This is a genomic window from Pseudomonas sp. MH10, from assembly GCF_034353045.1.
GTDB lineage: Bacteria > Pseudomonadota > Gammaproteobacteria > Pseudomonadales > Pseudomonadaceae > Aquipseudomonas.
The window spans coordinates 1,329,026-1,349,357 of record NZ_CP133783.1; the positions used below are offsets into that span (position 1 = coordinate 1,329,026).

The window sequence follows — 20,332 nt, forward strand, 5'->3', positions numbered from 1 at the left end:
CTCAATCAGGGTAAACGTCACGCCCCCAAGGAGCGTGACGAAAGTGGCACGCTTAGACCAAGTGCAGGCCGGTCAACAGCATGTCGATCAACTTGATGCCCACGAACGGCGCAACAATCCCGCCCAGGCCGTAGATCAACAAATTACGGCGCAGCAGCGCGGCGGCACTGGCGGCCTGAACCCGCACCCCGCGCAGGGCCAAGGGAATCAACACCACGATGATCAAGGCGTTAAAGACAATCGCCGAGAGAATCGCACTCTGCGGGCTGGCCAGGTGCATGACGTTCAGCACCCCCAGTTGCGGGTAGATCGTGGCAAACAGTGCGGGCAGGATCGCGAAATACTTGGCCACGTCGTTGGCGATGGAGAAGGTGGTCAACGCGCCCCGGGTCACCAGCAATTCCTTGCCGATTTGCACCACGTCCAACAGTTTGGTCGGATCGCTGTCGAGGTCGACCATGTTCGCCGCTTCACGTGCCGCTTGAGTACCATCGTTCATCGCCATCCCGACGTCGGCCTGAGCCAATGCCGGGGCATCGTTGGCGCCGTCGCCACACATTGCCACCAAACGACCGTCGTTCTGTTCCAGACGAATCCGTTCCAGTTTTTTCTCTGGGGTGGCTTCGGCCAAGACATCATCGACCCCCGCTTCCGCCGCAATGGCCGCGGCGGTCAGTGGGTTATCACCGGTGACCATCACCGTACGAATCCCCAGCTTGCGCAGCTCGGCAAACCGCTCACGGATGCCAGGCTTAACCACATCTTTGAGGTGGATAGCGCCCAACAGCTTGCCGTTCATGCAGACCAGCAGCGGAGTGCCACCGGTCTTGGCGATCTTGTCGACTTCCCGGGCCAATGCCGGCATCAAGTCGCTGCGGGTCATGTCGACGAACGCCAGCACCGAATCGACAGCGCCCTTGCGGTACACCCGGCCTTGGTAATCGACCCCGGATAAACGAGTCTCTGCACTGAAAGCGACCGGCGTTAAGGCCGACGCAGGTGGCTCGGTGATCGGGTGCAGTTCACGCAGGTACTCAACAATCGATTTACCTTCCGCGGTGTCATCGGCCAAGGATGCCAGTAGCGCACCCTCGCCCAGTTCCAGCGCTGTGACACCCGGCGCGGCATACAGGGCTGTGCAACGACGGTTGCCGAAGGTGATGGTGCCGGTTTTGTCCAGCAGCAACACGTGCACGTCGCCCGCCGCCTCAACAGCACGGCCGGATTTAGCGATGACGTTGAGTCGCACCAAACGGTCCATACCCGCGATACCGATGGCCGACAACAGCCCACCGATGGTGGTCGGGATCAAGGTCACCAATAGCGCCACCAGAAACACCAATGGCAGGCTGCCACCGGAGAAGTGAGCGAAGGGTTGCAGGGTCACGACTACCAACAGGAAGATCAGAGTCAAGCCAATCAGCAGAATATCCAGCGCGATTTCGTTGGGGGTTTTCTGCCGTTTGGCGCCTTCCACCAGCGCGATCATGCGGTCCAGCGTCGATTCACCGGGGTTGGCGGTGATTCGAACCAGTAGCCAATCGGAGACCAGACGGGTGTTGCCGGTGACCGCTGAACGGTCGCCGCCTGACTCACGGATCACCGGAGCCGATTCGCCGGTAATCGCGGCTTCGTTGACGGCGGCAATACCCTCGACGACCTCGCCATCGCCCGGAATCATTTCCCCGGCTTCAACGCGGACCACATCGCCCCGACGCAAGCTGCTGGCGTTGACGACCTGAAAGCTGCCGCTGTCGTTGCGACGCCGAGCCTTGAGCCCCTCGCTGCCGGCTTTAAGGCTGTCAGCGCGGGCCTTGCCACGCCCTTCGGCCAACGCTTCGGCGAAATTGGCGAACAACACGGTAAACCACAGCCAGAGGGCAATCTGCACCGCGACCGAAGTCGGCACCGCCGGGTCAGGAACCATGCATAAAATGCTGGTCAAGATGGCGGTCAGTTCAACCACCAACATCACCGGCGCTCGTTGCAACTGACGGGGGTCGAGTTTGACGAACGCTTGTATCAGGGCCGGGCGCCAGAGGGCCGAGAACTCGGTCTTGACCGGTTGCGCTGCAGTGTGCGGCGCAGCGGGGGTTACGGTAGGGGTCTGCACATGATCTTTATAAATAGACATCATCGAATCCTCAGAAGCCCATGCTCAAGTGTTCGGCAATCGGTCCCAGCGCCAGGGTCGGCAGGAACGTCAGGCCACCGACCAGAAAAATGGTCATCGTCAACAACGTGACGAACAACGCGCCGTGAGTCGGGAAACTGTTCAAGCCCAGCGGTGCGGTTTTCTTCGCCGCCAAGCTACCCGCCAATGCCAGCACCGGAAGGATGTAGCCGAAGCGCCCGAGGAACATCGACAGGCTCAGCATCAGGTTGTGAAACAGCGTGTTGGCGCTAAACCCACCGAACGCCGAACCGTTGTTCGCGGTGGCCGAGGTGTAGCTGTAAAGCAACTGGCTGAAGCCGTGAGGGCCGGGATTGCTGATTGCACTCGCAGGACCTGGCAGGCTCGCCGCCAAGGCACCGAACACCAGCACGCCGATAGGCATCACCATCAAGGTTGCGACCAGCAGTTTGACTTCCTTGGCCTGGAGCTTTTTACCCAGGTATTCCGGGGTGCGACCGATCATCAGCCCTGCGAGGAACACGGCGATCAGGACGTTGAGCAGCATGCTGTACATCCCGGCGCCGACGCCGCCGAAGATCACTTCGCCGACCATCATGTTGGCCAGCGCAACCATGCCCGTCAGCGGATTGAGGCTGTCGTGCATGGCGTTGACCGAACCGTTTGACGCGGCGGTAGTGGCCGTGGCCCAGAGCACGGTAGCGGTTGTGCCAAAGCGGCTTTCCTTGCCTTCAAGGGGCGCGGTCTGTTCAACCGACGCGATGTTCAACGCTGGGTTAGGCTGGTACTCAGCCCACATCGCCGTCGCTCCACCGATCAGGAACAGCGTCAGCATGCAGGCCATGATCGCTTTGCTTTGGCGCATGTCTTTCACGTAATGGCCGAAGGTAAATACCAGCGCAACCGGGATCAGGATGATCGACACCAGCTCAATCAAGTTGCTCCAAGCGGTCGGGTTCTCGAACGGATGCGCCGAGTTGACCCCGAAAAAACCGCCGCCGTTGGTGCCCAGTTGCTTGATCGCAATCTGACTCGCCGCAGGCCCCATCGGCAGGCTTTGATCAGCACCCTGAAGCGTGACGGCATCGATGTAATGCGCGAAGGTTTGTGGCACGCCCTGCCAGACCAGAAACAGCGCGAGGATCACGCACATCGGCAGCAGCCCGTACAGCGTGGCGCGGGTCATGTCGGCCCAGAAGTTACCCAGGTTTTGTGTCGAGCGACGGCTAATGCCCCGGCAGAACACCACCATCACCGCGATACCGGTCGCCGCGCTGACAAAGTTCTGCACGGTCAGGCCAACCATCTGGCTCAAATAACTGAGCGAGGCTTCACCGCTGTAGCTCTGCCAGTTGGTGTTGGTCACAAAGCTCATGGCGGTGTTGAACGCCAGCGACCATTCCATACCCGGCAATTGCTGCGGGTTGAGCGGCAAGCTGCCCTGAAACACCAGGATCGCGAACAACACGACAAAGCCGACGAGGTTAAACGCCAGCAAGGCCAGGGTGTAGGTTTTCCAGTTTTGTTCGGTTTTCGGATCAACCCCGGACAGGCGATAGCAAACGCGCTCCAGCGGTCCCAACACCGGGGTCAAGAAGGTTCGCTCACCTTCCATGATCCGGTAGTAGAAACGTCCCAACCACGGCGCCGGCAGCAGCACCAGCGCGAAGAAAGCGACGATGAGTAGATAGTCATAACTGTGCATGGCGGCTCCTAGTGCTGGTCTGCGCGTAACAGCGCGACCATCAAGTAAATGAACAACCCTGCGGCCAGTAGCAGTGACACCCCGTCCAGAACACTCATGAAAATTCTCCGTCGTACGGCAATTGCCGCGTGTGAGTAATTGTCGGTACTGAGGGCGTAAAGGAACGAGAGCGACGACCGCGTCTGCGCATAAAGAAAGCGTAAAAAGAGCTGTAAAGCGGGGATTTACAGGCGTGGGGTGTGTAGGAGAGACCCGATCAATGCGAGTTACTGTCCCACCACCAGTTCCAGAAACCGGGCAAGCTGACCGGCTCTGCATTGGAGCTGATGGTGCGGGCCATGACCGCGCGCTGCAACTCGGCCTGATCATCATAAAAAGGTTTGGCGGCGGTTTTTATGCCGGTCTCGCGGGCGCTGTCGATGAGGATTTGCAGGTATTCCTCGGTATGCCTGGCGGTGTAGCGATTGAGGTCATGAAAAGTGACCACCACTGGAATCGCACCATCGACCGTCGGCAGCTCTCCAGCGGCGATTTTCTCCCGCAGTTCGGATAAAGCCCTGAGCATGTGCGAGCGTCGGCGCAGGCTGAAGTTGTAGCCCCAGATCTTGCCGTCGTTGGCGCTCAGGTCTGTCAGCACAATGTGCATGCCGTGCTGCTGGTACGCGGCGAAGGTGCGTTTATCGTAATTCCAGAACGGTGGTCGGACCAAGTTCGGCGGCGTGCCAGTGATCGCCGCGATGTCCGCGCTGCCGTTGGTTAGCGACTGCTCCAGTTCTTCGGGATTCAAAGAACGGTGATTGGTGTGCCACGGCGTGGCGGTATGAAAGCCCAACACGTGACCTTGCGCATGTTCACGCTGCATGACCGTGTGGCCGATCTCGCTGCCACCGGCGCGGGGCGCCCGGGTCTGCACAAAAAACACGGCTTTGATCCCCGGTTCCAACGGATTGTGGGCAAGGCTGTCCATCACCATGAGCGTCGGGTTGAAAAAGCTGGAGGCACTTGGGCCGTCGTCAAACGTCAGTAGAAAACGAATCGGGGCTTGCGCCTGCAGACGTTGCGCCGTTTGCGGGGTCAGTTCGATTGGCGGGCCAATACAGCCGCAGAGCCCAACGGCCATAACGAGTGAGGATAAAACGGTTACCGCCAGCTTCATGTCGACGCCTGAGTCTAAAGGTGCTCGGCATCATAAAGGTTTGATTCAACGGCCGCTCATCCATACGACGTAGACCTGGATCAATAATTCCCATCCGCAAGCCGTTTACCCTCGGCGGTTTTTGCGACTGACCCTGCCATGACCCTCTTTACCCCGGAACTGCTCGCCCCCGCCGGCACCCTGAAAAACATGCGGTATGCCTTCGCCTACGGCGCCGATGCGGTGTATGCCGGCCAGCCGCGCTATAGCTTGCGGGTGCGCAACAACGAATTCGATCACGCTAACCTGGCTGTCGGGATTGCCGAGGCCCATGCACAGGGCAAGCTTTTCTATGTGGTGGTGAACATCGCGCCGCACAACGCCAAGCTCAAGACCTTTTTGAAAGACCTGGAGCCGGTGATCGCCATGGGGCCAGATGCGTTGATCATGTCCGACCCTGGCCTGATCATGCTGGTGCGTAGGCATTTCCCAGAGATGCCGATCCACCTGTCGGTGCAGGCCAACACGGTGAACTGGGCCAGCGTCGAGTTCTGGCAGCAACAGGGCGTTAGCCGGATCATTCTGTCCCGGGAACTGTCCCTGGAGGAAATCGCCGAAATCCGCCAGCACGTGCCCGACATGGAGCTGGAGGTGTTCGTCCACGGTGCACTGTGCATGGCCTACTCCGGCCGCTGCTTACTGTCGGGCTACATGAACAAGCGCGATGCCAACCAAGGCAGTTGCACCAATGCCTGTCGCTGGAAATACTCGGCCCAGGAAGCCACTGAAAACCAACTCGGCGAGATCGTGCAGACCGTCCAGCCCGAGCCTACTTTGGGCATCGGTGCACCGACCGATCAGGTGTTCCTGTTGCAGGAAGCCAATCGACCGAACGAGCTGATGCCCGCCTTTGAGGACGAGCACGGCACCTACATCATGAACGCCAAGGACCTGCGCGCTGTGCAGCATGTCGAGCGTCTGACCAGCATGGGCGTGCACTCGTTGAAAATCGAAGGCCGGACCAAATCCCACTTCTATTGCGCGCGAACCACCCAGGTTTACCGCCAAGCCATCGACGATGCGGTCGCCGGTCGCGCGTTTGACCGGAGCCTGATGACCAATCTGGAATCCTTGGCCCAACGCGGCTACACCGAAGGCTTCCTGCGTCGGCATGTACACGACGAATACCAGAACTACCAAAACGGCAGCTCGGTGTCGGAGCGTCAGCAGTTCGTGGGTGAACTGACGGGCGAACGGCGCGACGGGTTGGCCGAAGTCAAGGTCAAGAACCGTTTTAGCCGGGGCGACCACCTGGAGTTGATGACCCCCCAAGGCAACTTCCACTTCGACCTGGACCAGTTGCAAAACGTCAAAGGCGAACACACCAGCGTCGCACCGGGGGACGGACACACCGTGTATTTACCGATACCGGACGAGGTGGATTTGCGGTTTGGGTTATTGATGCGGGATGTGACGGGGGGTTAAGCGGGTTTGCGCGAGCCTTGTGGGAACGAATTTATTCGGGAAGGCGCCGTGTCAGGCACTGACAGGTTGGCTTTGAAACCCATTCCCGAATAAATTCGGTCCCACGGATTCCGGCGCTGCACAGTTTTGCGATCCCCCTGTGGGACAGAATTTATTCGGGAAGCGTTGCATCTGACACACCCAGTTGACCGCCTCGCCACCACGTTGGCTACAGACTAGCCGCGTAACTCAAACGCCGGAAACATCTCGCCCATGGCGGCCCACAGCTCAGCCTCTTCAGCCTGCGCGGAAACGCTGGGCAGTTGCGGGTCCAGCATTCGGGCGGTCCTGACCCGTTGCACGGCGAAGCGCTTTACCCCCCGAGCATTCAAACGTTGGGCCAGGGTTAGTAATCGCACAGGGTTGAATAAGTGCCAATGCACGGTGGTTCGGCATTCATAGTCGACACCGCTGGCCAACAGGTGCTCAAGGCTAAGCCAGTTGGCCTCGCCGCTGCCCTCGACCTGGGTAATGGCGCGGCAATCCTCGGGCAAGGATTTGATATCGAAACCGACCCAATCGGCCCCGGCAACCGCTTTTAAAAAAGCCGCCGGTTTGATTCCGGCGCTGTGTAAACCAACGAGAAATCCCATCCCGCGCACTTCGTCCATGGCGCCGCGCAAGGCGTCTTGCAAGGTGGGCTCGCCGCCGCTGAACACCACCGCGTCGAGCAGGCCCTGACGGCGTTGCAGAAACGCTAACACCTGAGGCCAATCCACTTCATCGCTGCCACGAGGCGGAATCAACTGCGGGTTGTGGCAATAACGACAACGCCAGGCGCACCCCTGACAAAACAACACGCAGGACAACTGCCCCGGGTAGTCGAGCGTGGTCAGGGGCACCATGCCCCCGACCCGGAGCGTTCGACTCACTGCTTCGCGGCCAGCGCCGCGCTTTCGGTGAAATGGACCCGCTCGCGGTGCTCGGACTGCTTGCCCGGATTGAACGCTGATACCGGGCGGTGATAACCCATCACCCGGGTCCAGACTTCACAGCGTTGACGTTGAGCCTGGGCCGGTGTTTGCAAGGTACTCATGGCGAAACTCCTTACGATTGAGTGGATTCAAATCAATGAACAGCGCTGAGTGTTTGCTCGCTCAGCAGCAGGACTTCGTCGCACTTGGGGCAGAACTCGTGTTCACCGTCGAGGTAGCCGTGAACCGGGCAAATGGAGAATGTCGGGGTCACAGTAAGGTACGGCAAACGGAAGCGCCCAAGAGCCTTGCGCACCAGTTGCTTGCAGGCTTGGGCCGACGAAATCCGCTCGGCCATGTACAGGTGCAGCACCGTGCCGCCGGTGTATTTGCATTGCAGTTCGTCCTGAAGTTCCAACGCCTCAAAGGGGTCATCGGTGAAACCCACCGGCAGTTGCGAAGAGTTGGTGTAATACGGTGCGTCAACGCTGCCCGCCTGAAGAATCTCGGGGTAACGCTTGCGGTCTTCCTTGGCAAACCGGTAAGTCGTGCCTTCCGCAGGGGTCGCTTCGAGGTTATACATATGGCCGGTTTCTTCTTGAAAACGCAGCAAGGTGGCGCGCACATGATCCAGCACATTCAAGGCGAATCGCCGACCGTCTTCGGTGTGCAAGCCGTCCTCGTCGCCCGTGAAGTTGCGGAGCATTTCATGCAGACCGTTAAGGCCGATGGTTGAAAAATGGTTACGCAACGTGCCCAGATAACGCTTGGTGTACGGGTACAAACCGGCATCCATGTGGTGTTGAATGACTTTGCGCTTGACCTCCAGGCTCTCCATCGCCAGTTCCATCAAGGTGTCCAGGCGCCGTAACAAGCCTTGGGTATCGCCCCTGAACACATGGCCCAATCGCGCGCAGTTCAAGGTCACCACGCCCAATGATCCGGTCTGTTCCGCCGAGCCGAACAAGCCACCGCCGCGTTTGAGCAACTCGCGGACATCCAGCTGCAAACGGCAGCACATTGAGCGCACCTGGTTGGGCAGCATGTCCGAGTTCAAAAAGTTCTGAAAATACGGCAGCCCGTAGCGCGCGGTCATCTCGAACAAGCGATCGGCGTTTTCACTGTCCCACGGGAAGTCATGGGTGATGTTGTAAGTCGGGATCGGAAAAGTGAACACCCGGCCCTTGGCATCCCCCGCCTGCATGACTTCGATGTAGGCACGGTTAAGCAGGTCCATTTCAACCTGCAAATCGCCATAGGCGTAGGGCATTTCGACGCCGGCAACCACAGGAATTTGCTCGCGCAGGTCCTCTGGGCATACCCAGTCAAAGGTCAGATTGGTGAAGGGTGTTTGCGTGCCCCAACGGGAAGGCACATTGAGGTTGTAGATGAACTCTTGCAACGCTTGGCGGACCGCTTCGTAGCTCAATTGGTCGTTGCGCACATAGGGCGCAAGGTAGGTGTCAAACGAGCTGAACGCTTGAGCGCCGGCCCATTCGTTTTGCAGGGTGCCGAGGAAGTTGACCATTTGCCCCAAGGCACTGCTCAGGTGCTGCGGCGGCCCGGCTTCGACACGGCCCGGCACACCGTTCAGCCCTTCATGGAGCAAAGTACGCAACGACCAACCGGCACAATAGCCGGCGAGCATGTCGAGGTCGTGGATATGCAGATCTGCCTCGCGGTGCGCCCGGCCAATGGCCTCGCTGTACACCTCATCCAGCCAGTAATTGGCCGTGACTTTGCCGGAGACATTGAGCACCAGTCCACCGAGGGAATAGCCCTGATTGGCGTTGGCCTGTACCCGCCAATCTTCGCGGGACAGGTACTCGTTCATCGACGCCGCCACCTCCACAATCGCCTTGCGGTCACGTCGCAAGCGTCCGTGCTGTTCGCGGTAGACGATGTAGGCACGCAGGGCCTGGAAAAAACCGGCATCCATCAAGGCCTGCTCGACCCGGTCCTGGATATGCTCGACATGCAGCTCAGCCACCTCCTCCACATGCATCAGCACCGCTTCAAGTAATTCCTCCGCCATGGCCGCATCGACGAAGTCATCGCTGGCACGACCGGCAGCGATGATCGCCTGACGAATCTTGTCCGCATTGAAGGCGACCAGACTGCCATCGCGTTTGTGTAAACGGTTATACCCGACTGAAATCAACGTGCTCTGCATTCGGCCTCCATACACTACATATAGATATTCTTAGTTTCAAAAACACAACATGCAGTAAAGACTACGACCAAAGTGGGGGGCTGAACTTGACCGAGGTCAATAATCGCCAGTAAAAAACCGCGCTGGCGATCTTGAAAATGCGGTGAATTGAGGGAGGCGTTATCCCGCCGACAACCCCTTCCCTGCCCGCACGAGATTGCGCCATAACCACACCGGCAAGACATCGGGGTCGAGGCTGTCGATCAGGTTTTTCATTGCCAATCCCAGCTCGGTATCGCCCTCAATGACTAACCTTCGGCGGAAAAACAGCGTGTCGGGGTCTTCCTGACGGCTGGCTAGGAGTAAGAACTCACGCCAGTTACCGCTGATGGTTACCTGTGCCGTAGCGTGCTCGGCAATCTGCAAGCCCTCATCGCCCAAGGTCAAGTTCCAGATCAAACCCAAGTCCGGTATTCGCAGGCATAACCAACGACCGCGCAGCAGCTCAAATTCACCCTCGCGCAATGGCTCGGCGAGACAGCGATTCAGCGACTGTTGCAACGCCAGGCGCTGCACGGCAAACGGCACCCGGCGCACCAGCGGTAATAGCCGGTCGGCGGCTTTCAACAGCCATTTTTTTCGGTTCAACATAGCCCGGCCTCCTCGACGCGCAACATGCCGGCCTGGCCATGCCAGTAACCGTTGCAGCCTTCGACGAACAACGGCGGCATTTCTCCTGTCCGAACACGTTGATAGGCTTCGATCACCTCGGCCATGCCCTGGGCACGTGGACTCAGACGCAGCAGATCGGCACCGCAGGCCACCAAACCGGAATAATCAGCCAGCAGATTAGTCACCTGCGCTGACATCGTTTGGATACCGTTGAGGGTGAACAACGGCTGGCCTTCCTGACTGGTCAGGGCCAAACCGTCGGGGTAGTTGATGCAGCAGAACTGGCAATCGTCTTTGGGTCGGTTTTGCGCCCTGGCAGTGAAGCAGCGAGCGGAATAGGCCAACGGCAACTGCCCATAAGCGAAGATTTCGATTTCCGGCACTTCACGGCCCAGCTCACCCACTTGCTCGATCACGTCACGTATCAGTGCCGCCGAACATTCCACCGGTGGCACCCAGCGGGTCATGCCGCAGTCCAGCAGTTGCGCCAGCGCATGGCCGTTGTACAGATTGAGCGCCGGGCCGCCAACGAAGGGTAAGTTGCGCTCGGCGAGAAGCTGCACGGCGCCCATGTCATTGGCTTCCACCAGTAACTGGCCGTTGTCGCACAGACGGCGCAGGGTCGAAAGCTCGGACGCGGCTTCGATCAGGGTCAGGCTGGAAAGCACCAACTGCGCGTGGCTGCATTCTTGCAACTCACGGCCCAGACCCAGCCATTGGTCCAAGGAAAACGCCCGACGTTTCGAGCACACGGTTTCTCCCAGATAAATCACGTCCAGGGGCAAGGTGGACATTTCTGCGTAAAAGTCACTGAGTTGCGCTTTGTCCCAATAAAACAGGACCGGTCCCAAGCTGAGCTTCATGTTCAGTCCCTTATTGCCATGATCGATGGTAGGCACCCAAGGTGGTCTGGTTACCTTCGGATAATCCGGCCAGCACCTGACGCCATTCATCCTTGACCCGAAAGTTGCTCGGCGAGCCGCGATGGGCGTCCAGCGCGGCGCGCCAGACGCGGGTCACTTGTTCGACGTAGGCCGGACTGCGCTGGCGGCCTTCGATTTTTACCGCTGCGACGCCGATGGCCGTCAGCTCCGGCAACAGGTCGAGGGTGTTGAGGCTGGTCGGTTCCTCCAGCGCATGAAAGCGCTTGCCGTCCACCAGAAAACGGCCTTTGCACAAGGTCGGATAGCCGGCGGGTTCGTCGGGGGTGTAGCGGTCAATCAAGACTTCACTCAAGCGCGCGCTCAAGCCGTGGGCGTCTTCGCTCCAACGGACGGCCTTGGCCGGTGAGCAGACCCCACAGAGATTCGGTGATTCGCCGGTGATATAGGAAGATAGGTGACAGCGCCCCTCGGCCATGATGCACAGACTGCCAAAGCCGAAGGCTTCGATCGGCACCGGGCTGGTGGTCACGACCTGACGCACTTGGGCCAATGACAGTACGCGCGGCAACACAGCGCGGCGAATTCCGTAGCGCTGCGCGTAGAACGCCAACGCGGTGGCATGGGTGGCCGAACCCTGGACTGATAGGTGTAACGCCAGTTGCGGGTGACGCTGACTGGCGTACTGCAGGACCCCGGGGTCGGCGGCGATCAGTGCGTCTACGCCCAAGTCAGCGGCGCGATCCACTGCCCGCTGCCAGCGCTGCCATCCCTTGGGCTGAGGGTAGGTATTGACCGCGACATAGAGTTTGCGTTTGTGTTGACGGATAAAGGCGACAGCGGCGTCGAACTGCTTGTCATCCATATTCAACCCGGCGAAATGCCGAGCATTGGTGTCATCACGAAAACCGACGTAAACGGCATCGGCGCCTTGGCGTACTGCGGCTTTAAGCGCAGGCAGATTCCCTGCCGGGCAGACCAATTGCATGGTTATTCCTCATCAGCTCAGGAGCGAAAATGCGCTGCAAGTCTAGTGATACCGACACGCACGGCCTTGACGGGAATCAACAATAACCGTGGGAATTCACGGCAAATGGTTTTCGGTTGCAGGCGCTTGACGGCGCCAATAGCGGGGCTCGCCTTCAGATCATCCTGGACGGCCGTCAACGCGCGCCCGTAGCAGCATCGGCCCATAGCGCCAGACGTATACGACGAAGGCCAACGCCCAGCACAACCCCGCCAGCCACAAGGCCCCCAACGGAAAGAACAGCACCAACCCAACCCGGCTGAGGCACGCCAAGTTCAGCGCAATGAACGCCACCGTCATTCCTGCTGGCGGCTCGAGCGCACGGCCCGTATGCCCGAGACTGATCCGCGCGATCATGGCCAAAACCAGGCCGCCCATGGCGCCTACCGTCAGGCAATGCAGCACCAGGCTTGGCCGCACCGACACCCCAAAATGCCACAGCGCCATGCCCAAACAAGCCACCGCCAACCAGCCATAGGCCAGGTGCAGCGACCATAGCAACGGCACGCGCCATAGCGCCCGGTCATGCCAACGCACCAAACGCAACCCATGCCCGGCCGCCAGCACCGCAAATAACAATCCAACCCAGACGTTGGGGGTCAGCGCAGGTCCTGCGGCATACAGCACCGCCACCAACGGCGAGCCGATCAACAGCAGCCGGTCCAGCCACGGCCATGCCGTAACGCCCTCCTCCCGTCCGAGGCCCCGCTGGGTGAAAAACGGAATGATCCGTCCACCGATCAACCCCATCATCGCCGCCACCAGCCAGATACCGGTCAATACACCCTGACGCTGCCAGTCTTCGCGGCCTTCTACTAAGCCGTACAAGGACAACCCGTCAGCCGAGGCCAGCAACAGCAGCATCAACACGATCGGGTAATTACGTTTCTGCCGCACCTTCCACAGGGTCAACCCCATCAGTGCTGCGACGGCCAATGGAAACGCCAACTCCAGAACCACGAGCAATGCCCATGGCACATTTGCCAGCCAGGCCACTCGTGCCAACACCCACAACAGCGCCAATGCCACCAACGGCCTGCCGCTGAGGCCCACACGACCGGTCCACGCCTGCACGGCCGTCAGCAAAAAGCCCGCGATAATCGCCAGGGCGAAGCCGAACAGTAATTCATGCCGGTGCCACGCCAGCCAGCCGCCTGCGGGTTGCCAACCCGAGAACAGGCCACTGAAAGCGGCCAGCCAAAGCGGCATGACCAGAAACGCCAACACACAGCCCGCCAGAAACAGTGGCCTGAAGGCCAGACGGAACAGCGGCGCGCTCTCCATTGGTTTGCGGTGGTCAAGCACGTTCATAAAGTCACGCCCTCAATGGCTACTGGAGGAAAGTCCGAGTGCAATGATCGGGTATTACCGGTGACGTGTATTTGTCACAGATCAAGCTAAGCCCAGTCACCCACAGGTGGTCGAGATGTTCACCGAGAGGTGCCAGCCATACTGCTGCGCCAACGAGTTGGCGCCACAGAAATACCGGTGTTCCATGACCATCTGCACATCTATTGATCCAGAGCAGGTTATTCATCATGGGGCAGGATTAGGTTTCGCTATTACCGCCAACCAAGGCCACCGCCATGCCCCCTGCCTTCTCAGGAACTATCCCCGTGCGGTCCGAGCGACTGCACATGGGTTTTGTCGTCGCGTGGCTGTTTTGCGCCCTTTTCTACTTTGTGCAATACGCCCTGCGCTCGGCTCCCGGCGTGATGATGCCGGAGCTGACGTCGGCGTTTGGCCGGGATGTGGTGGCGGTCAGTGCGCTGGTGGGGCTTTATTACTACACCTACTCGGTGTTCTCGATCATTGCCGGTGCCGCGCTGGATCGGCTGGGCGCCAAGTACGTCATACCGGCCGGGATTATCATGGTTGCCCTCGGCGCGGCGATGTTTGGCCTGGGCGAGTTGCAGGTCGCGCAATTGGGTCGTTTGCTGCAAGGGGCCGGTTCGGCTTGCGCGTTCACCGGCGCGGTCTATTTGGCAACCCACGGTTTCCCGCCCCGCTATCTGGCCACCGCTGTCGGTTTTACTCAGTGCTTCGGCATGATGGGTGGCTTTGCCGGTCAGTTCGCAGTGGGGCCGATCATCCACGGCACCATCCCTTGGCAGCAGTTCTGGTTCATCGCCGCTGGATGCCTGTTCGTTATCGCTGTATTGGTCATGTTCGTGACCCCCAAAGGCCACGACACCCGACCGGTCGGCAGCAGCAATTCCTTGGGTTCGGTGTTCGCCCCGTATAAAAAAGTCTTGAGCCACCCGCAGTCATACCTGTGTGGATTCACTGCGGGCCTGTTGTTCCTGCCGACCACCATTGGCGACATGATCTGGGGCCTGCCGTTTCTGCGTGACGGGCTGTCGGTGGGCTACGCCGAAGCAGTGAACCGCAGCAGCATGATCCCCTTGGGTTGGGTCATCGGTTGCCCGCTGCTGGGTTATATCTCCGACCATCTTGGGCGGCGCAAGCCGGTATTGATCGGCGGCGCGCTGCTGATGCTGGTCGCCAGTGCCGCGATTCTTTACCTGCCGGCGGGCATCGCGCCGCCGTACGTGTTCGGCCTGCTGCTGGGCATTGGCTCGGGCGCTGCGATGATCCCTTACTCGATCATCAAGGAAGTTAACCCGGACAACGTAAAGGGCAGCGCCACCGGCGCGATCAACTTCCTGGTGTTCACCTTCAGCGCATTGCTCACCCCGGTATTCGGCCATCTGCTGGCCGGCATCGCCGACGGTCATCCCTTGAGCCTGCCGGTGTTTCAGCAAGCAGGCGCCTGGCTGCTGGGCGGCATTGTGATTGCCATCGTCCTGGCCATATTCCTGCTCGAAACCGGCCCAAAAGGCCACGCAAAAGCACGCCCGGTTGCCGTAATCGCCACCCCCTAAAACTAGAAACACCTGGCCAGTCCGTTTAGCCGATGAGAGGCCCACCGTGAAATCCTTGAACCATGACATGAGTCCTGGCATTGACCTGACCAAGCGTCAGGTCACCGGTGCCGTGCGCATCAGCCATCCGGTCTATCACGACCTGCTCCCGCCCTGTAACGATGGCTGTCCGGCGGGGGAAAACATTCAGGCGTGGTTGGCCTTGGCCCAGGCGGGTGACTATCAGGCGGCGTGGCACAGCCTGATTGCTGACAACCCCTTCCCCGCCATCCACGGCCGGGTGTGCTACCACCCTTGCGAAACGGCCTGCAATCGTACTGAACTGGACAGCGGCGTTAGCATCCACGCTGTCGAGCGTTTCCTCGGCGACCAAGCCCTGGAACACGGCTGGACCGCCAAGGCCGCGCCCGCTACCGGCAAGCGCGTCCTGATCGTCGGCGCTGGGCCGTGCGGATTATCCGCCGCCTGGCACTTGGCGATGCGCGGTCATGCGGTAGAGATTTACGAGGCCGGCCCGGTCGCTGGTGGCATGTTGCATTTCGGGATACCGGCCTACCGTCTGCCCCGTGACGTGTTACATCAAGAGATTGCGCGTCTGGAAACCCTCGGCATCCGCATCGTGCTTAACCGCAAGGTCGATGATGTGTTGCTTGAGCAAACCAATGGCGGTTTCGATGCGGTGCTGCTGTCGATTGGCGCGCAAGTCGGGCGCCACATCGACATCCCGGCCCGTGACGCCGTCAAGGTGTATGACGCAGTGAGTCTATTGCGCGCCGCCGGCACCGGGGAAAAACCGCTGTTGGGCCGTCGGGTGATGGTTTACGGCGGCGGCAATACCGCCATCGATGCAGCGCGTACTGCCCGCCGTCTGGGTGCCGAAGACGCGATGATCATTTATCACCGCGACCGGGAGCACATGTCAGCCCTGCCCTTCGAAACCGAAGAAGCGCTGGAAGAAGGGATCAAGATCCGTTGGCTGTCGAGCATCAAGGGCATCGACGGCCAAGGCATCAACGTTGAAAAAATGTCGCTGGACGCCGAGGGCAAAGCCCATCCCACGGGCGAGTTTGAAACGTTGCCCGCCGATGCGCTGATCCTCGCCTTGGGCCAGACCAGCGACACCGATTTCCTGCGCCTGGTCCCGGACCTGGTGTTCGCCGCCGACGGTACGCTGATCGTCGGCGCAGGCATGCAGACCGGCCACGCTGGATTGTTTGCCGGTGGCGACGTCACTCCCGGCAACCGTACCGTGACTACCGCCACCGGCCATGGCAAACACGCGGCTCGGCATATCGATGCCTGGCTCAACGGCCAAATCTGGACCGCCCCCGAACGTCATCCGCTGGTGCATTTCAACGACCTGCACTTGCCGATCTACAGCGACGCCCTGCCCTCGCAGCAAAAATCCCTGGACCTGGACGACCGAGTCGGTTTTGCCGAAGTGGTCGGCGGACTCAGCGCCGCTCAGGCACAGCATGAAGCCCGGCGCTGCCTGTCCTGCGGCAATTGCTACGAATGCGACAACTGCTTCGCTGCCTGTCCCGAGGACGCCATCATCAAGCTCGGGCCAGACGCTGGCTACGAGGTGAATATGGGCCTCTGCACCGGTTGCGCCGTGTGTTTCGATCAATGCCCCTGCCACGCCATCGATATGACCCTCGATGCCGCCGCCGCTGTGGAGAGTGCACGATGAACAAGCGCAGCACGATGGACGCCAATACGGCGGTGGCGCTGGTCGCCTATCAACTCAGCGAAGTGTGTGCGATCTACCCGATCACCCCGTCTTCGACCATGGCCGAGTTGGCCGATGAATGGATGGCCGCCGGCAAGCTCAACCTCTGGGGCAACCTGCCGCTGGTGCAGGAGATGCAAGCCGAAGGCGGCGCGGCCGGCGCGGTCCACGGGGCATTGCAATCCGGGGCACTGACGACCACCTTCACCGCGTCCCAGGGCCTGTTGTTGATGCTGCCCAACATGTACAAGATCGCCGGCGAACTGACCTCTACTGTGTTTCACGTCGCGGCTCGCTCCCTGGCGACCTCGGCCTTGTCGATTTTTGGCGACCACTCGGACGTCATGGCCGCACGCATGACCGGCTTCGCCCTGCTTAGCGCCGCATCAGTTCAAGAAGCCCATGACTGCGCGCTGATTGCTCACGCTGCGACCTTGCAAGCGCGGGTGCCGTTCCTGAATTTCTTCGACGGCTTTCGCACCTCTCACGAACTCAACACCGTGGAGCTGCTGGACGAAAGCGTGTTGCGCGACTTGATCGACGAGTCACTGATTCGCGCCCACCGTAACCGCGCCTTGAACCCGGAACACCCGTTCATCCGGGGTACCGCGCACAACACCGACACCTATTTCCAGGCACGGGAAGCCAGCAATCCGTATTACCAAGCGGTTCCCGGCATCGTCGAAACACTCATGCAGCGCTTCGAAAAACTCACCGGGCGCCACTATCAGTTGTTCGAATACTACGGCGCCGAAGACGCCACCCGGGTGATCATCCTGATGGGCGCCGGGGCTGAAACCGTGCGTGAAACCCTCAAGGTGCTAAATGCCTCGGGTGAGAAAGTCGGTGTGGTGCAGGTTCGTCTCTACCGCCCATTCTCCGCCGAGCATTTGCTGGCGGCGCTGCCGACTTCGGTGCAACGCATCGCGGTGCTGGAGCAAACCAAAGAACCCGGTGCCACCGGTGAGCCGCTGTATCTGGACGTGATCGCGAGTCTCGCCAACGCGTTTTCCCGAGGCGAACGGAAAAGCCTGCCGTTGGTGGTCGGCGGTCGCTACGGCATTTCCAACAAGGACTTCACCCCGGCGATGGCCAAGGCTGTCTACGACGCCTTGCTTAATCCGCAGCCGCTGCACAGTTTCACCATTGGTATCTACGATGACGTCAGCCACTTAAGCCTGCCGTGGGACCCGGCGTTCAGCATCGAAAAACCCAACGTCACCCGCGCAGTGTTCTATGGCTTGGGGGCCGACGGCACGGTGGGTGCGAACAAGAACAGCGTGAAGATCATCGGTGAAGACACCGACCTGTATGCCCAGGGTTATTTTGTCTACGACTCGCACAAGTCCGGCGCGCAAACCATTTCCCACCTGCGTTTCGGCCCGGAGCCGATCCACGCGCCGTATCTGATCGCCCAGGCTGGGTTTGTCGCCTGCCACAAGTTCGACTTTCTGGAACGTCAGGACTTGCTCGGACTGGCCGCGCCTGGGGCGACCTTTCTGCTCAATGCGCCGTACGACGCCGACACGGTGTGGGCCCATCTGCCCCGGCCGGTGCAGGCCACGATTATTGAAAAGAAACTCGACTTCTACGTCATCGATGCGTCGGCGGCCGCCCGTGAACTGGGCCTCGGCACCCGCACCAATACCCTGTTGCAGACCTGTTTCTTCGCCCTGTCCGGCGTGTTGCCCCGGGAAGATGCCATCGCCCAAATCAAGAAAGCCATCCGCAAAAGCTACGGCCGCAAAGGCGAAGACGTGGTGCAGATGAACTTCACCGCCGTGGACGGCGCGTTGGAACGCCTGCATCACGTCAAGGTCCCGGCCAGCATCAGCAGCGTGACCGAACTGCCGGCGCTGGTGCCCGAGGCTGCGCCGGCTTTTGTCCAAACCTTCACCGCAAAAATGTTCGCCAGCCGTGGCGACTACATCCCGGTCAGCCAGTTGCCGGTGGACGGCACCTTCCCGTCCGGGACCAGCGCCTACGAAAAACGCAACATCGCCGACACCGTGCCGGAGTGGGACGAAGGCCTGTGCATCCAGTGCGGACAATGCAGCTTCGTTTGCCCGCATGCGGTGATTCGCGCCCGCTATTACCATGAAGACCTACTGACCCGCGCCCCCGAGGGTTTCCCTTCGGCCCCGATCAACGCCCGTGGCTACCCGGAAGCACGTTTTTCGTTGCAAATCTATCTGGAAGACTGCACCGGCTGTGGCCTGTGCGTCGAAGCCTGCCCGGCGATCAGCCTGACTGATCCTGCGGTCAAGGCGCTGAACATCGTCGACAAACTGCCGATTCTGGAACGCGAACGCGCCAATATTCATTTCTTCGAAAGCCTGCCGGTTAATGATCGTTCACTGGTGGACTTCTCCCATATTCGCGGCGTGCAATTCCTGCAACCGCTGTTCGAATTTCCAGGTGCCTGCGCCGGGTGTGGCGAAACGCCTTACCTGCGGTTGCTCAGCCAGCTGTTCGGCGATCGGCTGCAAATCGCCAACGCCACCGGCTGCTCCTCCATCTACGGCGGCAACCTGCCGGTTACGCCTTGGACCAAAAACCACGAGGGCCGTGGTCCGGCGTGGTCCAACTCGCTGTTCGAAGACAACGCCGAATTCGGCCTGGGTTACCGGCTCGCGGCGGACCAACATGTGGCGCTGGCCCTGCGGCGGGTTGCCGAACTGGCACCATTGGTGGGCGAAGACCTGGCAACGGCGATCATTCATGCGCCGCAGATTCAGGAATCGGAAATCCGCACCCAGCGCGAGCGTGTCGCTGAACTGAAGGTCAAGCTGCTGCAGCTTGAAGCCAAGGACGAGCGCGCAGCGGATCTGCTGTCGGTAGTCGATCACCTCGTGCGCCGCAGCATCTGGTTGGTAGGCGGCGATGGCTGGGCCTACGACATCGGCTACGGCGGGCTTGACCATGTGCTGGCCCAAGGTCGCGATGTGAATGTGTTGGTGCTCGACACGGAGGTGTATTCCAATACCGGCGGCCAGTCATCCAAAGCCACGCCATTGGCTGCCGTAGCAAAATTCGCCACGGCCGGTAAACGGGTGCCACGCAAAGACTTGGCCATGCTGGCAATTGCCTATGGCAACGTCTACGTCGCGCAAATTGCCATGGGCGCCAATCCCCAGCATGCGTTACAGGCGTTCCGTGAAGCCGAGGCTTACGACGGGCCTTCGCTGATTCTCGCCTACAGTCACTGCATCGCCCACGGCATCGACATGCGCCAAGGCATGCACCAGCAGGAGTTGGCCACCGCCAGCGGATACTGGCCGCTGTTTCGCTACAACCCGGAAATGCGCAAGGTCGGCGCCAACCCGTTCCAGCTTGACTCGCCACGCCCGACCATTACCCTCAAGGACTACGCCTACAACGAAACCCGCTACAGTTCACTGGCCAAAACCGACGCTAAAACCGCCGTCGACTTGCTCGATGCCGCGCAGCGTTGGGTCGATGAAAAGTACCGCCAATACGAAGACCTCGCCGCCCGCGACGGCAGCCGGTTCTGGTCGCACACGCAGGTTGAGAGTTGAGGTTTTCTGTAGGAGACAACGTGTTGGCGAAA

At 60.2% G+C, this 20,332-nt stretch carries 15 protein-coding genes; 4 read left to right on the forward strand and 11 right to left on the reverse strand.

Annotated elements, in window-relative coordinates; genetic code table 11:
- Positions 1-52: 52 nt before the first annotated feature.
- From kdpB to RHM59_RS05985, 4 genes are all read right to left on the reverse strand, one after another.
- Complete coding sequence (gene kdpB, locus RHM59_RS05970) at positions 53-2,134, reverse strand: potassium-transporting ATPase subunit KdpB (RefSeq protein ID WP_322169608.1); 2,082 nt, start codon at positions 2,132-2,134, stop codon at positions 53-55.
- 10 nt (positions 2,135-2,144) lie between these two features.
- Entirely contained in the window at positions 2,145-3,839 is a 1,695-nt protein-coding gene (kdpA, locus tag RHM59_RS05975; protein ID WP_322169605.1) for a potassium-transporting ATPase subunit KdpA, read from the reverse strand.
- 8 nt (positions 3,840-3,847) lie between these two features.
- On the reverse strand, positions 3,848-3,937 hold the full coding sequence (gene kdpF / locus RHM59_RS05980) for a K(+)-transporting ATPase subunit F (protein ID WP_297835929.1): 90 nt from the start codon (positions 3,935-3,937) through the stop codon (positions 3,848-3,850).
- Positions 3,938-4,095: 158 nt separating this feature from the next.
- The gene (locus tag RHM59_RS05985; protein ID WP_322286179.1) at positions 4,096-4,995 is read right to left on the reverse strand and encodes a polysaccharide deacetylase family protein; all 900 of its coding nucleotides are present in this window, start codon (positions 4,993-4,995) and stop codon (positions 4,096-4,098) included.
- Between the two features lie 138 nt (positions 4,996-5,133).
- Here RHM59_RS05985 and yegQ point away from each other — a divergent pair, with 138 nt between their 5' ends.
- Complete coding sequence (yegQ, locus tag RHM59_RS05990; RefSeq protein ID WP_322286180.1) at positions 5,134-6,459, forward strand: tRNA 5-hydroxyuridine modification protein YegQ; 1,326 nt, start codon at positions 5,134-5,136, stop codon at positions 6,457-6,459.
- A gap of 215 nt (positions 6,460-6,674) precedes the next feature.
- On the opposite strand, the gene RHM59_RS05995 is transcribed toward yegQ, so the two are convergent.
- The 7 genes from RHM59_RS05995 to RHM59_RS06025 form a co-directional block, all read right to left on the reverse strand.
- Positions 6,675-7,343: an anaerobic ribonucleoside-triphosphate reductase activating protein gene (locus tag RHM59_RS05995; protein WP_322286673.1), complete on the reverse strand. Its 669-nt coding sequence runs from the start codon at positions 7,341-7,343 to the stop codon at positions 6,675-6,677.
- 23 nt (positions 7,344-7,366) lie between these two features.
- Positions 7,367-7,534, reverse strand: coding sequence for an anaerobic ribonucleoside-triphosphate reductase (gene nrdD, locus RHM59_RS06000; protein ID WP_322169595.1), 168 nt, complete (start codon positions 7,532-7,534; stop codon positions 7,367-7,369).
- A 32-nt stretch (positions 7,535-7,566) separates the two neighbouring features.
- Positions 7,567-9,585 carry a ribonucleoside triphosphate reductase gene (locus RHM59_RS06005; protein ID WP_322286181.1) on the reverse strand — a complete coding sequence of 673 codons (2,019 nt, stop codon included), beginning with the start codon at positions 9,583-9,585 and terminating at the stop codon, positions 7,567-7,569.
- A 159-nt stretch (positions 9,586-9,744) separates the two neighbouring features.
- Positions 9,745-10,215: a ubiquinone anaerobic biosynthesis accessory factor UbiT gene (gene ubiT, locus RHM59_RS06010; protein ID WP_322286182.1), complete on the reverse strand. Its 471-nt coding sequence runs from the start codon at positions 10,213-10,215 to the stop codon at positions 9,745-9,747.
- The gene (locus RHM59_RS06015) at positions 10,209-11,099 is read right to left on the reverse strand and encodes a U32 family peptidase (RefSeq protein ID WP_322286183.1); all 891 of its coding nucleotides are present in this window, start codon (positions 11,097-11,099) and stop codon (positions 10,209-10,211) included. Before RHM59_RS06015 ends, ubiT begins: the two co-directional genes overlap by 7 nt.
- Before the next feature lie 10 nt (positions 11,100-11,109).
- The gene (gene ubiU, locus RHM59_RS06020; RefSeq protein ID WP_322286184.1) at positions 11,110-12,105 is read right to left on the reverse strand and encodes a ubiquinone anaerobic biosynthesis protein UbiU; all 996 of its coding nucleotides are present in this window, start codon (positions 12,103-12,105) and stop codon (positions 11,110-11,112) included.
- Positions 12,106-12,264: 159 nt separating this feature from the next.
- A complete protein-coding gene (locus RHM59_RS06025; protein ID WP_322286185.1) occupies positions 12,265-13,455 on the reverse strand; it encodes an NnrS family protein in 1,191 nt (396 codons plus the stop codon).
- 305 nt (positions 13,456-13,760) lie between these two features.
- On the opposite strand from RHM59_RS06025, the gene RHM59_RS06030 reads away from it, so the two are divergent.
- The 3 genes from RHM59_RS06030 to nifJ are packed head-to-tail and all read left to right on the forward strand — an operon-like array spanning position 13,761 to position 20,300.
- Positions 13,761-15,029: an MFS transporter gene (locus tag RHM59_RS06030; protein WP_322286186.1), complete on the forward strand. Its 1,269-nt coding sequence runs from the start codon at positions 13,761-13,763 to the stop codon at positions 15,027-15,029.
- A 46-nt stretch (positions 15,030-15,075) separates the two neighbouring features.
- Positions 15,076-16,722, forward strand: a complete 1,647-nt coding sequence (locus RHM59_RS06035; protein ID WP_322286187.1) for an NAD(P)-binding protein — start codon at positions 15,076-15,078, stop codon at positions 16,720-16,722.
- Positions 16,719-20,300, forward strand: coding sequence for a pyruvate:ferredoxin (flavodoxin) oxidoreductase (gene nifJ / locus RHM59_RS06040; RefSeq protein WP_322286188.1), 3,582 nt, complete (start codon positions 16,719-16,721; stop codon positions 20,298-20,300). Before RHM59_RS06035 ends, nifJ begins: the two co-directional genes overlap by 4 nt.
- The last annotated feature ends 32 nt before the right edge of the window (positions 20,301-20,332 follow it).